We start from the raw sequence: 12776 nt of genomic DNA on the forward strand, positions 1-12776 counted from the left end.
AAGGAGTTTTCCGTTTCGACTGCGCCGGAAGTGGGGCGAATTATAGACATCTGAAATCTGCCGTCAACCGTTAATTTCACATTTCTGTCATATCCGTCAAAAAAGCCCGAAAACACGAAGGCCGACCTCTAGAGGTCGGCCTTCGTTATGCCCTTCTACTTACAAGCTAGGGAAAGCGAATTGCGAAGCCTCGTGGCTCGCACGTTGCGGCCAGCGCTGGGTGATGGCCTTGCGACGGGTATAGAAGCGCACACCGTCCGGGCCATAGGCATGCAGATCGCCGAACAGCGAACGCTTCCAGCCGCCGAAGCTGTGGTAAGCCACCGGTACCGGCAGCGGTACGTTGACGCCGACCATGCCGACTTCGATCTCGTCGCAGAACAGACGCGCCGCTTCACCGTCACGGGTGAAGATGCAAGTGCCGTTGCCGTATTCGTGATCGTTGATCAGCTTCATCGCCTCTTCAAGGCTGTTGACCCGTACCACGCACAACACCGGCCCGAAGATCTCTTCCTTATAGATGCGCATCTCAGGGGTGACGTTATCGAACAGGCAGCCACCGAGGAAGAAGCCGTCTTCATGGCCTGGAATGCTCAAGCCACGACCGTCGACCACCAGGGTTGCGCCCGCCGCCACGCCGTCATCGACATAACCGCTGACTTTGTCACGTGCCTGACCAGTGACTAGTGGCCCCATGTCCAGACCACACGAAGTTCCGGCACCGATTTTCAACGCCTTGATCTGTGGAACCAGTTTGGCCACCAGTGCATCGGCTACTTGGTCGCCAACGCACACTGCTACCGAAATCGCCATGCAGCGCTCGCCGCAGGAACCGTAAGCTGCGCCCATCAGTGCGCTGACCGCGTTGTCCAGATCCGCATCCGGCATCAGCACGGCGTGGTTCTTCGCGCCGCCGAGTGCCTGCACGCGTTTGCCGCGCTTGGTGCCTTCGGCGTAGATGTACTCGGCAATCGGCGTCGACCCCACGAAGCTCAGCGCTTTGACTTCCGGCGCTTCGATCAGCGCATCCACCGCCGTCTTGTCGCCATGCACCACGCTCAGCACGCCTTTCGGCAGGCCGGCTTCCAGCAGCAGTTGAGCGATCAACAGCGTCGAGCTTGGATCACGCTCGGACGGCTTGAGAATGAAGCAGTTGCCGCAGACGATCGCCAGTGGGTACATCCACAACGGCACCATCGCCGGGAAGTTGAATGGAGTGATACCGGCGACCACACCCAGTGGCTGGAAGTCCGACCAGGCATCGATGTTCGGGCCGACGTTGCGGCTGTACTCGCCCTTGAGGATTTCCGGAGCTGCGCAGGCAAACTCGACGTTCTCGATACCGCGCTTCAGTTCACCGGCGGCGTCTTCCAGCGTCTTGCCGTGTTCTTCGCTGATCAATTGCGAGATACGCGCTTCGTTCTGCTCCAGCAATTGCTTGAAGCGGAACATCACCTGGGCACGTTTGGCCGGTGGCGTGTTGCGCCAGGCCGGGAATGCGGCCTTGGCGGCATCGATCGCGTGTTGAATGGTTTCGCGGGTGGCCAGCGGCAGCTTGTGAATCGCTTGACCGGTGGACGGGTTGAACACATCAACCGCGCGACCGTTCTCGGTTACCAGTTCGCCATTGATCAAATGCGGGATAACGCTCATCGAAAGCTCCTGAATTCTTGTCCACAGACGCCCGTTTAAGAGCGCCTTCTATATATAGGTAGTTTTGATCAGGAGCCGGATGTCACTGGCGCGATTTAGTACGCCTTCGCGAGCAAGCTCGGCTCCCACAGGTTCTACATCAATCAGTCGAGCTTGTTCAGCACTTCGCCAACCGCGTCGAACAGACGATCAAGGTCTTGCGGCTTGCTGTTGAAGGTTGGGCCGAACTGCAGGGTGTCGCCGCCGAAGCGCACGTAGAACCCGGCTTTCCACAAGGCCATGCCGGCTTCGAATGGACGCACGATGGCATCGCCGTCACGGGCCGCAATCTGGATCGCACCGGCCAGGCCGTAGTTACGGATGTCGATGACGTTCTTCGAACCTTTCAGACCGTGCAGGGCATTTTCGAAATGCGGTGCAACCTCGGCGACGCTCTGCACCAGGTTTTCCTTTTGCAGCAGGTCGAGTGCCGCAAGACCTGCGGCGCAAGCCACCGGGTGCGCCGAGTAGGTGTAGCCGTGCGGGAATTCCACGGCGTATTCCGGAGTAGGCTGATTCATGAAGGTCTGGTAGATCTCGGAGCTGGCAATCACCGCGCCCATCGGGATCGCGCCGTTGGTGACTTGCTTGGCGATGCACATCAGGTCCGGGGTCACGCCGAAGGTGGTGGCGCCGAACATGGTGCCGGTACGGCCGAAACCGGTGATCACTTCGTCGAAGACCAGCAGAATGTTGTGCTGATCGCAGATCTCGCGCAGACGTTTCAGATAACCCTGTGGCGGAACCAGTACGCCAGCGGAGCCGGCCAGAGGCTCAACGAATACCGCCGCGATGTTCGACGCGTCGTGCAGTTCGATCAGCTTGAGCAGCTCATCGGCCAGGGCGATACCGCCCTGCTCCGGCATGCCACGGGAGAATGCGTTGCTGGCCAGCAGCGTGTGCGGCAGGTGATCGACGTCCATCATCGACTGACCGAACAGCTTGCGGTTGCCGTTGACGCCGCCGAGGCTGGTGCCGGCGATGTTCACGCCGTGGTAACCACGGGCACGGCCGATCATTTTGGTCTTGGTCGACTGGCCTTTCAGGCGCCAGTAGGCACGGACCATTTTCACCGCGGTGTCGGCGCACTCGGAGCCGGAGTCGGTGAAGAACACGTGGTTCAGGTTGCCCGGGGTCAGATCAGTGATCTTTTCCGCCAGTTGGAACGACAGTGGGTGGCCGTACTGGAAGCCTGGCGAGTAATCGAGGGTGCCCAGTTGCTTGGCGACCGCTTCCTGGATTTCCTTGCGGGTGTGCCCGGCGCCGCAAGTCCACAGACCGGACAGCGAGTCGTAGATCTTGCGACCTTTGTCATCGAACAGCCAGCTGCCTTCGGCACCGACGATCAGACGCGGATCGCGCTGGAAGTTACGGTTGGCGGTGTACGGCATCCAGTGCGCGTCCAGCTTCAATTGGCTGGCCAGTGGCGATGGAGCGTTTTCAGGCAAGTTCATCGGGCAAAACCTCGCAGGGCATAAGCATCAGGGAGATAGAAAGCGTTGTTGCAGCTAAATTGCCACGCGGATAAAGTCGGTGAAATCCAACTTTTCTAACCTTCAGTTAGATCACTGCTAAACAATGAGAACAACAACATGAGCAGCCGCCGTCCCGATCCGCTGGCCCAGGTCAGTGACTTTGATATTCGCCTGCTGCGGATTTTTCGTAGCGTAGTGGAATGCGGCGGCTTCTCGGCGGCGGAAACCGTGCTCGGTATCGGCCGTTCGGCGATCAGCCAGCAGATGAGCGATCTGGAACAGCGCCTCGGCCTGCGTTTGTGCCAACGCGGTCGCGCCGGGTTCTCGCTGACTGAAGAGGGTCGCGAGGTTTATCAGTCGGCGCTGCAACTGTTGAGTGCGCTGGAAAGTTTTCGCACTGAGGTCAACGGCCTGCATCAACACCTGCGGGGCGAGTTGATCATCGGTCTGACCGACAACCTCGTTACCCTGCCGCACATGCGCATCACCCATGCCCTCGCCCAGTTGAAGGAACGCGGGCCGGACGTGCAGATCCAGATTCGCATGATCGCCCCCAACGAAGTCGAACAAGGCGTACTCGATGGCCGCCTGCATGTCGGCGTGGTACCGCAGGCCAGTGCGCTGTCGGGGCTGGAGTATCAGCCGTTGTACAGCGAACGCTCGCTGCTTTACTGCGCGGTGGGTCATCCGCTGTTTTATGTCGATGACAAGCAACTGGATGATGAGCGCCTTAATAGTCAGGACGCGATTGCCCCGACCTTCCGTTTGCCGGCGGAGATTCAGGCGCATTATCAGGCGCTCAATTGCACCGCCAGTGCGTCTGACCGTGAGGGCATGGCGTTTCTGATTCTCACCGGGCGCTACATCGGTTATCTGCCGGACCACTACGCCAGTCTGTGGGTGCAACAAGGACGCTTGCGTGCGCTGAAATCAACAACACGGTTCTACGACCTGAGCCTTGCATCGGTCACGCGCAAGGGCCGGCGCCCCCATTTGGTGCTGGAAAGCTTTCTCGAAAGCCTGGCAGCAACGCGCTGAAACCCAGAAGAGGCCCGGCCACGCTAGGCCGGAGTAAGTAAACCAAACAATAACCTGAGCAAGTGGACAGCTTTTTGCAATGCAGGATCAACCCGATCCTTCAACAAGAAGCCCACGCCCATGCAGCCAGATTCCGCACCGTCCAGCGACCTGATCTACGGCCTCGACGACCGCCCCAAACCGCCGGCCGCAATCCTCGCCGCCCTACAACACGTGCTCGCCAGTTTCGTCGGCATCATCCCCCCGCCGCTGGTGATCGGCTCGGCCCTCGGGCTGACCGCGCACTTGCCGTACCTGATCAGCATGGCGCTGATGGTCTCCGGGGTCGGCACCTTTATTCAGGCGCGCCGTCCGTTCGGTATCGGCGCCGGGATGATCTGTTTGCAGGGCACCAGTTTTGCCTTTCTCGGGGCCGTGCTGTCCGCCGGTTTTCTGGTCAAGCAACGTGGCGGCAGCCCGGAAGACATTCTCGCAATGATCTTCGGCGTGTGCTTTTTCGGCGCGATCGTGCAGATCGTCCTCAGCCGTTTCATCGGCCAGTTGCGCAGAGTCGTTACACCGCTGGTGACCGGGATCGTGATTACTCTGATCGGTATCAGCCTGATAAAGGTCGGCATCACTGACCTGGGCGGCGGCTTCAATGCGCCGGACTTCGGCGCGCCGGGCAATCTGGCACTGGGTGTGTTCGTGTTGCTGACGATCATCCTGCTCAATCGCTCGAACACGCCGTGGGTGCGGCTGTCGGCAATCATTATCGGACTGCTGCTTGGCAGCCTGGCCGCATGGTTCAGCGGCAAACTGGTTCCGCTGGCATTGCCTGACCTGCCGCTGGTCAGTCTTCCTGCGCCATTCAAATTCGGTTTCAGCTTCGACTGGACGGCTTTCCTGCCCGTCGCGCTGATTTATCTGATCAGCACCATCGAAACCGTCGGTGACCTCACGGCCAATTGCATGCTCGCCCGCCAGCCCATCAGCGGCCCTTCTTATATAAGCCGTTTGCGCGGCGGCGTACTGGGTGACGGCGTGAGCTGCATGATCGCTGCCACCTTCAGCGCCTTCCCCAACACCACATTCGCGCAGAACAACGGCGTGATCCAGTTGACTGGCGTTGCCAGCCGCTATGTTGGCTTGTACATCGGCGCGATCCTGTTTTGTCTCGGCCTGTTTCCGATGATCGGCGCGGTGTTGCAGCAGATTCCGAAACCGGTACTCGGCGGCGCCACGCTGGTGATGTTCGGCAGCGTCGCAGCGGCTGGGGTGCGGATTCTTGCGCAGTCACCGCTGGACCGACGCAGCATGCTGATCATCGCCACCTCGCTCGGCGTCGGCCTGGGCATCGCCGCGCAACCGAACCTGTTGCACCTGCTGCCGCAACTGGTGCAGAACCTGTTCGATTCGGCGATCACCAGCGGCGGGCTGACCGCGATCATCCTCTGCCTGTTGCTGCCGGAGGCGAAAACCATAACCGTCGAATCCGCCGCACCGTTGAACAAGATCGAACAGGCGTAACGGTTTTATTGCATCAGGACTTGTCGGATGCCTGTGGGTGAGTTATCAACGCAACTGGTTGCACCCACAGACAAACCGGAAGTGCCTATGACCTTTGAAGTCCCAGCCCACGGCGGCAAGCCCGCCAGCCGCATTCGTCAGAAGAACGAAGAGACCATCCTCAAAGCCGCCGAAGACGAGTTCGCCCGTCACGGTTACAAAGGCACCAGCATGAACACCATCGCCCAGAATGCCGGGTTGCCCAAGGCGAACCTGCATTACTACTTCACCAACAAGCTTGGGTTGTACGTGGCGGTGCTGAGCAACATCATCGAACTGTGGGACAGCACCTTCAACACCCTGACGGCCGATGACGATCCGGCCGAAGCGCTGACCCGCTACATCCGCGCCAAGATGGAATTCTCCCGCCGCCAGCCACAAGCCTCGCGCATCTTCGCGATGGAAGTGATCAGCGGTGGCGAATGCCTGAGCGAATATTTCAACCAGGATTACCGCGCCTGGTTCAACGGTCGGGCAGCAGTGTTTCAAGCGTGGATCGATGCCGGCAAAATGGATCCGGTGGATCCGGTGCACCTGATCTTCCTGCTGTGGGGCAGCACCCAGCACTACGCCGACTTCGCCACGCAGATCTGCCGGGTCAGCGGGCGCAGCAAGCTGACCAAGCAAGACATGGAAGACGCCGGCAACAACCTGATCCGCATCATCCTCAAAGGCTGCGGCCTCACACCTTCCGTATAAGACGTTTTATGCCTTTCACCCTCAGCGGTTTTTGCGAGTACCGCGAAGAGATTCGCAAAAGCCGCTTTATCACCTTCGCTGCTCCGATCGGCAGCCCCGCGGACGCGCAGGCGTTCTTCGAGCAACACAGCGACTTGAACGCCTCGCATAACTGCTGGGCGTGGAAGCTCGGTGATCAATACCGCAGCAATGACGATGGCGAACCCGGCGGCACCGCCGGGCGGCCGATTCTGGCGGCGATCGAGGCGCAGGATTGCGATCAGGTCGCAGTGCTGGTGATCCGCTGGTATGGCGGCATTCAGCTGGGCACCGGCGGATTGGCCCGGGCCTATGGCGGCGGCGCGAACAAGTGCCTGCAAACGGCGGAAAAAACCGAGTTGATCCGCCGCGTGCCGTTGCGCTGTGCCTGTGGCTTTGCCGAGTTGCCGCTGCTGAAACTGCGGGTGGCGGGCCTGGGTGGTTTGGTGGTGGAGGAAAACTTCACCGCCAACGGCGTCGAATTGCAGTTGGCGGTGGGTGAGGCGCAGATTGATTTGCTGCAGATGCAACTGGCGGATTTGAGCCGGGGGCGGATTCTGCTGCAGCGCTGACAACCTGCAATCTTTTGGGGCGCATGGCCGAGGGCTTATGCCAATAACTTGCCCACATCTGCTGTGCACCCGACTGTGGATAACCTGAGCACATTCCGCTGTAACCCTTCTGTCACGTGGCTTTGCGCGATTTGCTCACTTTTCGTCCAATCCACATGAAAAAAAAATTAATCCCGCGTAAAAACAAATAGTTAGAGCTGTTTATCACCATTAGAAGATAAGCGGTCTTTGCTTATGCCCGGCTTTTCGGCTTGCGCACAAATACTGTGGAACAACCTGTGGATAACCCGTTCATGGCTGGCGCAGTCGCAGGTTCTGCATAGCTTCGACCCGGTTGCTCGTTTTTTAACCAGTTTGTCACAGTGCAAAAGTGGAGCCGGATCAACGGCTTTGCTCTGTATTGGTGCCCGCCTGCCCAGTTTTTTTAGCGCGATGCTCTAGTTCCGGCGCGCGGCAACGGCTACGGCGGGGGTTCCTGACTCAATGGCCAGGAAATTGCTTTATCCACAGGCACACCGCCAAGCCAGTCGAGCCTGTCATGCACACCTTTTCTACAAGCACCGCCCCCACCCCGCGCCTGCAACTGCGCCACATCGGCAAACGCTATCCCGGTTGCCTGGCCAATGACGCCATCGACCTGAGCATCGCCCCCGGCGAAATCCACGCCCTGCTGGGCGAGAACGGCGCGGGGAAAAGTACCCTGATGAAAATCATCTACGGCGTCACCCAGGCCGATGCGGGCGAAATGCTCTGGCAGGGCCAGCGGGTGAATATCCGCAATCCGGCGCAGGCCCGACATTTGGGGATCGGCATGGTGTTCCAGCACTTTTCGCTGTTCGAAACCCTCAGCGTGGCGCAAAACGTTGCCCTGGCGATGGGCGCCAAGGCCGGCACGCCGAAACAACTGGAGCCCAAAATTCGTGAGGTTTCACGCCGCTACGGCATGGCGCTGGAGCCGGAGCGACTTGTCCACAGCCTGTCGATCGGCGAACGGCAACGGGTGGAGATCATCCGCTGCCTGATGCAGGACATCCGCCTGCTGATCCTCGACGAACCGACGTCGGTGCTCACCCCGCAAGAGGCGGAAGAGTTGTTCATCACCCTGCGTCGTCTGGCGGCCGAGGGCTGCAGCATTCTGTTCATCAGCCACAAACTCGGTGAAGTCCGTGCGTTGTGCCACAGCGCCACGGTGCTGCGTGGCGGACGGGTGGCCGGGCATTGCATCCCCGCCGAATGTTCGGACCAGCAATTGGCGCAGCTGATGGTCGGCGAAGCGGCGGCATTGATCGGCGAGTACCCGAAGGTCAGCGGTGGCGCGGCGTACTTACAGGTCAACGGCTTGAGTTGGCACAACCCCGATCCGTTTGGCTGCTCGCTGACCGCCATAAACTTGCAGGTACGCAGCGGGGAAATCGTCGGCATCGCCGGGGTCGCGGGCAATGGCCAAGACGAATTGCTCGCCCTGCTCAGTGGCGAACACCCCCTGCCCCGCGCCAGTGCCGCAACGATTGGTTTTGCCGGTCAAGCCGTCGCCGATTTACGTCCGGATGCGCGCCGCAGACTCGGCCTGGCTTTCGTTCCCGCCGAACGCCTCGGTCACGGCGCCGTGCCGGAGTTGAGTCTGGCGGACAACGCCCTGCTCACCGCATTTCAACAAGGGCTGGTGAGCAACGGCTTGATCGAGCGCGGCAAAGTCGAAGCCCTCGCCCAACAGATCATTCAACGCTTCGGGGTCAAAACCCCGGATACCCAGGCCGCCGCGCGCAGTCTCTCCGGCGGCAACCTGCAGAAATTCATCCTTGGCCGGGAAATCCTCCAGCAGCCGAAACTGCTGATCGCCGCGCATCCGACCTGGGGCGTCGACGTCGGCGCTGCGGCAACCATTCACCGGGCGCTGATCGCCTTGCGCGATGCCGGCGCAGCGATTCTGGTGATTTCCGAAGACCTCGAAGAACTGTTCCAGATCAGCGATCGCCTCGGCGCCCTGTGCGCCGGACGACTGTCGCCCCTGCAAAACACCACCGACACCCTGTTGAGCGACGTCGGCGGCTGGATGGCCGGGCAATTCAACGACGCGCCTTCATCGGCCACGCTCTGACGGAGTTTCCCGACATGCTGCTTTCCCTCGAACCCCGTGGCCAGCAATCACGCCTGATGCTGTGGTGCTCGCCACTGCTGGCGGCACTGCTGACACTGGGCTGCGGCTCGCTGCTGTTCATCGCCCTCGGCCATGATCCGCTGCAAACCTTGCACACCCTGTTGATTGCACCAATCAGCGACCTGTATGGCGTCTCCGAATTAATGGTCAAGGCGCTGCCGATTCTGCTCTGCGCACTCGGCCTGGCCGTGGCTTATCAAGCGCGGATCTGGAACATCGGCGCCGAAGGTCAGCTGCTGCTCGGTGCACTCGCCGGCAGCGCGCTGGCGGTGAACATCATCGACATGCAAAGCCGTTGGGCGCTGGTGCTGATTCTGCTCACCGGCACCTTCGCCGGCGCCGCCTGGGCCGGGCTGACGGCGTGGTTGCGCACGCGCTTCAACGCCAACGAAATCCTCACCAGCATCATGCTCAATTACATCGCGCTGAACCTGTTGCTGTTCTGCGTGCACGGGCCGTTGAAGGATCCGGCCGGCTACAACTTTCCCGAGTCGGCGATGTTCGGCGACGCCAGTCGCTTGCCGTTGCTGATGGAGGATGGCCGGGCGCACGCCGGAGTGTATTTCGCCCTGCTCGCGCTGGTGACAGTGTGGGTGTTGCTGCAGAAAAGCTTCGTCGGTTTCCAGATAAAAGTGCTGGGCCTGGACAAGCGCGCGGCCGGGTTTGTCGGCTTTCGCGAGAAGCGTCTGATCTGGCTCGCGCTGCTGATCAGCGGCGCTTTGGCCGGGCTGGCCGGGGTCTGTGAAGTGACCGGACCGATCGGCCAACTGGTGCCGCAGGTGTCGCCGGGTTACGGCTACGCGGCGATCACCGTGGCGTTCCTCGGCCGGCTCAATCCGCTCGGCATTGTGTTTTCCAGTCTGCTGATGGCGCTGCTGTACATCGGCGGCGAAAGTGCGCAGATGACCCTCAATCTGCCCCAAGCGATCACCCAACTGTTTCAGGGAATGATGCTGTTTTTCCTGCTCGCCTGCGACGTGCTGATTCTCTATCGACCACGCCTGAAACTGCACTGGGCACGGCGCACATCGACCACCGCCATAACCGCCGGAGCGCTGTGATGGATATCGATCTGTTGAGCAATATTTTCTACGCCATGGTGCGTTGCGGCACGCCCCTGCTGTTGGTAGCGCTGGGTGAGCTGATCTGTGAGAAGAGCGGCGTGCTCAACCTCGGCCAGGAAGGAATGATGCTGTTCGGTGCGGTGATCGGTTTCATCGTCGCGCTAAACAGCGGCAACCTGTGGCTCGGCGTGTTGCTGGCGATGCTCGCGGGGATGCTGTTGTCGTCGCTGTTTGCCCTGGTGGCGCTGGTGTTCAATGCCAATCAGGTCGCAACCGGACTGGCGCTGACGATTTTTGGTGTGGGGCTGTCGACCTTTATTGGTGCCGCGTGGGTCGGCAAGCCGCTGAGCGGTTTCGAGCCGTTGGCGATTCCGTACTTGAGTGGCATTCCGCTGATCGGGCGCATGCTGTTTGCTCAGGACTTGCTGGTGTACCTGTCGTTCGCCCTGTTTGCGCTGGTGGCATGGGTGATCATCAAAAGTCGTGTCGGGTTGATCATTCAGGCGGTTGGCGAGAACCCGGATGCAGCCAGTGCGATGGGCTTGCCGGTGTTGACCGTGCGTACGTTGGCGGTGCTATTTGGCGGGGCAATGGCCGGGTTGGCCGGGGCGTATCTGTCGCTGGCGTACACGCCGATGTGGGCCGAAAACATGACCGCCGGGCGCGGCTGGATCGCGTTGGCGCTGGTGGTGTTTGCCAGTTGGCGAGTGTGGCGCCTGTTGCTCGGGGCCTACCTGTTCGGCCTCGCCAGCATCCTGCACCTGGTGGCGCAGGGGTTGGGGCTGGCGATTCCGTCGAGCTTGCTGGCAATGTTGCCGTATGTGGCGACGATTGTGGTGTTGGTGCTGTTGTCGCGGGATGCGGTGCGCACACGGTTGTATGCGCCAGTGTCGTTGGGGCAGCCGTGGCAGTCAGGGCATTGATGCGGTGACCCTACCGGCCTTTTCGCGAGCAAGCCCGCTCCCACAGTGTCCGTGTCGTATACAGAACTTGCCAACGACACTAAACCTGTGGGAGCGGGCTTGCTCGCGAAGGCGTCCGAACAGGCAACACCTGAGCAATGCCCCACGCCAGTTCAAGGAACAGAAAACCCACCAATAGTGAACTGGCGCCATGAAACAAGGCATACCCCTGCCAGGCCGCAAACAGAAACCGCGCCACCGCGTCATAGCGCCCATACACCGGTTGCGGATCACGAATCCGCAGCACCGCCCACACGCAAACCACCGAACCCAACAGATTCGCCATCAACATATGCACAGGCTGAAACGCCGGCAGTTCACCGGGCAAATTCAGCGCTGTCAAAAAACCATGCAACGCGACAAAACTCCACGGCGTGGCAAACGCGCCCGTAACGATCAGGTCATATCAGGCGCTACCGCGCACCACGTTGCGATACTGCGTCGAAGTCCACATCATCCTTGCTCCAAAATTTGAGGAGCAACCACGGTAAAGCCTGGAGTATGCTCCAAGGTCAATACCTCTTTTGAGACCCCGCTCGATGTGTTGCGACGAGCGTTGCAACAACGGCTCGGTCAGGCGTGTCCATTGAATCCGTGAACCGTAACTTTCAAGGAATCCCTTCATGTCCCAGGCAAAAAACGCACTGATCATCGGCGCCTCCCGTGGCTTGGGCCTCGGGCTGGTGAAAACCCTGCTGGCCGATGGCTGGCAGGTGACCGCCACCGTGCGCAATCCGCAGAAAGCCGAGGCGCTGCAGGCGTTGGGCAAGGTGCGTATCGAGAAACTCGACATGGACGACCAGCAAGCCGTGATCGCCCTGAGCCAACAGCTCAAGGGCGAGACCTTCGATCTGCTGTTCGTCAACGCCGGGGTCAAAGGCCCGGAAGTGCAGACCCCGGGCGGCGCGACACTGGCCGAAGTCGGTCAGTTGTTCTTCACCAACGCGGTGGCGCCGATCAATCTGGCGCAGCGCTTTGTCGGGCAGATCCGCGACGGCAGCGGCGTGCTGGCGTTCATGAGTTCCGGGCTGGGCAGCGTGACCGTACCTGACGCACCGGAGCTGGCGCTGTACAAGGCGAGCAAGGCCGCGCTGAACTCGATGACCAACAGTTTCGTCACGCAATTGGGCGAGCAGAAACTCACTGTACTGTCGTTGCATCCGGGCTGGGTGAAGACGGATATGGGCGGTGACGGTGCCGACCTTGACGTGGACACCAGCACTCGTGGGCTGATTGATCAGGTGAATGCGTATACCGGCAAGGGCGGACATCACTTCATCAACTACAAGGGCGAAACCATTCCCTGGTAATAACCGAAGATCCCAATGTGGGAGCGGGCTTGCTCGCGAAAGCGTTGTGTCAGTCAATAGATCAGTTGCCTGACATACCGCTTTCGCGAGCAAGCCCGCTCCCACAGGGGCAGTGTGTGTTGGCTGTCGGGTTGGGCTTGCCCGCCGCAACGATTTGTTTGAAACTGCGCACCTCGTCCTTCGCGGCGACCCTGGATCAGCAGACAGGGCAACACTGAGCTGGCAACCCTGAACCCAACT

11 protein-coding genes are annotated in these 12776 nt (G+C 60.4%); 8 read left to right on the forward strand and 3 right to left on the reverse strand.

Annotated elements, in window-relative coordinates; translation table 11 throughout:
• Positions 1-159 precede the first annotated feature (159 nt).
• Positions 160-1653 (reverse strand): CoA-acylating methylmalonate-semialdehyde dehydrogenase, encoded by a 1494-nt coding sequence (locus PseAD21_RS18990; protein ID WP_102357029.1) that lies wholly within the window; start codon positions 1651-1653, stop codon positions 160-162.
• Between the two features lie 143 nt (positions 1654-1796).
• Positions 1797-3146: an aspartate aminotransferase family protein gene (locus PseAD21_RS18995; RefSeq protein ID WP_102357030.1), complete on the reverse strand. Its 1350-nt coding sequence runs from the start codon at positions 3144-3146 to the stop codon at positions 1797-1799.
• A 138-nt stretch (positions 3147-3284) separates the two neighbouring features.
• On the opposite strand from PseAD21_RS18995, the gene PseAD21_RS19000 reads away from it, so the two are divergent.
• The 7 genes from PseAD21_RS19000 (at position 3285) to PseAD21_RS19030 (ending at position 11187) form a co-directional block, all read left to right on the forward strand.
• Positions 3285-4205, forward strand: a complete 921-nt coding sequence (locus tag PseAD21_RS19000) for a LysR family transcriptional regulator (protein ID WP_007968115.1) — start codon at positions 3285-3287, stop codon at positions 4203-4205.
• A 120-nt stretch (positions 4206-4325) separates the two neighbouring features.
• Positions 4326-5714, forward strand: coding sequence for a uracil-xanthine permease family protein (locus PseAD21_RS19005; protein ID WP_102357032.1), 1389 nt, complete (start codon positions 4326-4328; stop codon positions 5712-5714).
• A gap of 87 nt (positions 5715-5801) precedes the next feature.
• Complete coding sequence (locus PseAD21_RS19010) at positions 5802-6452, forward strand: TetR/AcrR family transcriptional regulator (protein ID WP_102357034.1); 651 nt, start codon at positions 5802-5804, stop codon at positions 6450-6452.
• 8 nt (positions 6453-6460) lie between these two features.
• On the forward strand, positions 6461-7042 hold the full coding sequence (locus PseAD21_RS19015) for a YigZ family protein (protein ID WP_102357035.1): 582 nt from the start codon (positions 6461-6463) through the stop codon (positions 7040-7042).
• 538 nt (positions 7043-7580) lie between these two features.
• Positions 7581-9140, forward strand: coding sequence for an ABC transporter ATP-binding protein (locus PseAD21_RS19020; protein ID WP_102357037.1), 1560 nt, complete (start codon positions 7581-7583; stop codon positions 9138-9140).
• A 14-nt stretch (positions 9141-9154) separates the two neighbouring features.
• On the forward strand, positions 9155-10261 hold the full coding sequence (locus PseAD21_RS19025; protein ID WP_102357038.1) for an ABC transporter permease: 1107 nt from the start codon (positions 9155-9157) through the stop codon (positions 10259-10261).
• A complete protein-coding gene (locus tag PseAD21_RS19030) occupies positions 10261-11187 on the forward strand; it encodes an ABC transporter permease (protein WP_102357040.1) in 927 nt (308 codons plus the stop codon). The genes PseAD21_RS19025 and PseAD21_RS19030 overlap by 1 nt, the downstream gene beginning before the upstream one ends.
• A 79-nt stretch (positions 11188-11266) precedes the next feature.
• On the opposite strand, the gene PseAD21_RS19035 is transcribed toward PseAD21_RS19030, so the two are convergent.
• Positions 11267-11626, reverse strand: coding sequence for a hypothetical protein (locus tag PseAD21_RS19035; protein ID WP_256588190.1), 360 nt, complete (start codon positions 11624-11626; stop codon positions 11267-11269).
• A 223-nt stretch (positions 11627-11849) separates the two neighbouring features.
• Here PseAD21_RS19035 and PseAD21_RS19040 point away from each other — a divergent pair, with 223 nt between their 5' ends.
• Positions 11850-12536, forward strand: coding sequence for an SDR family oxidoreductase (locus PseAD21_RS19040; RefSeq protein WP_102357041.1), 687 nt, complete (start codon positions 11850-11852; stop codon positions 12534-12536).
• Positions 12537-12776 lie beyond the last annotated feature (240 nt).

This window comes from Pseudomonas sp. AD21 (assembly GCF_002878485.1).
In the GTDB taxonomy this organism is placed as follows: domain Bacteria; phylum Pseudomonadota; class Gammaproteobacteria; order Pseudomonadales; family Pseudomonadaceae; genus Aquipseudomonas.

Bases quoted from the DNA above. Each gene is read 5' to 3' on its own strand.
- PseAD21_RS19015 (WP_102357035.1), top strand. From the start codon at position 6,461: ATGCCTTTCACCCTCAGCGGTTTTTGCGAGTACCGCGAAGAGATTCGC.
- PseAD21_RS19040 (WP_102357041.1), top strand. From the start codon at position 11,850: ATGTCCCAGGCAAAAAACGCACTGATCATCGGCGCCTCCCGTGGCTTG.
- PseAD21_RS19020 (WP_102357037.1), top strand. From the start codon at position 7,581: ATGCACACCTTTTCTACAAGCACCGCCCCCACCCCGCGCCTGCAACTG.
- PseAD21_RS19005 (WP_102357032.1), top strand. From the start codon at position 4,326: ATGCAGCCAGATTCCGCACCGTCCAGCGACCTGATCTACGGCCTCGAC.
- PseAD21_RS19025 (WP_102357038.1), top strand. From the start codon at position 9,155: ATGCTGCTTTCCCTCGAACCCCGTGGCCAGCAATCACGCCTGATGCTG.
- PseAD21_RS18995 (WP_102357030.1), bottom strand. From the start codon at position 3,146: ATGAACTTGCCTGAAAACGCTCCATCGCCACTGGCCAGCCAATTGAAG.
- PseAD21_RS19010 (WP_102357034.1), top strand. From the start codon at position 5,802: ATGACCTTTGAAGTCCCAGCCCACGGCGGCAAGCCCGCCAGCCGCATT.
- PseAD21_RS19000 (WP_007968115.1), top strand. From the start codon at position 3,285: ATGAGCAGCCGCCGTCCCGATCCGCTGGCCCAGGTCAGTGACTTTGAT.
- PseAD21_RS18990 (WP_102357029.1), bottom strand. From the start codon at position 1,653: ATGAGCGTTATCCCGCATTTGATCAATGGCGAACTGGTAACCGAGAAC.
- PseAD21_RS19030 (WP_102357040.1), top strand. From the start codon at position 10,261: ATGGATATCGATCTGTTGAGCAATATTTTCTACGCCATGGTGCGTTGC.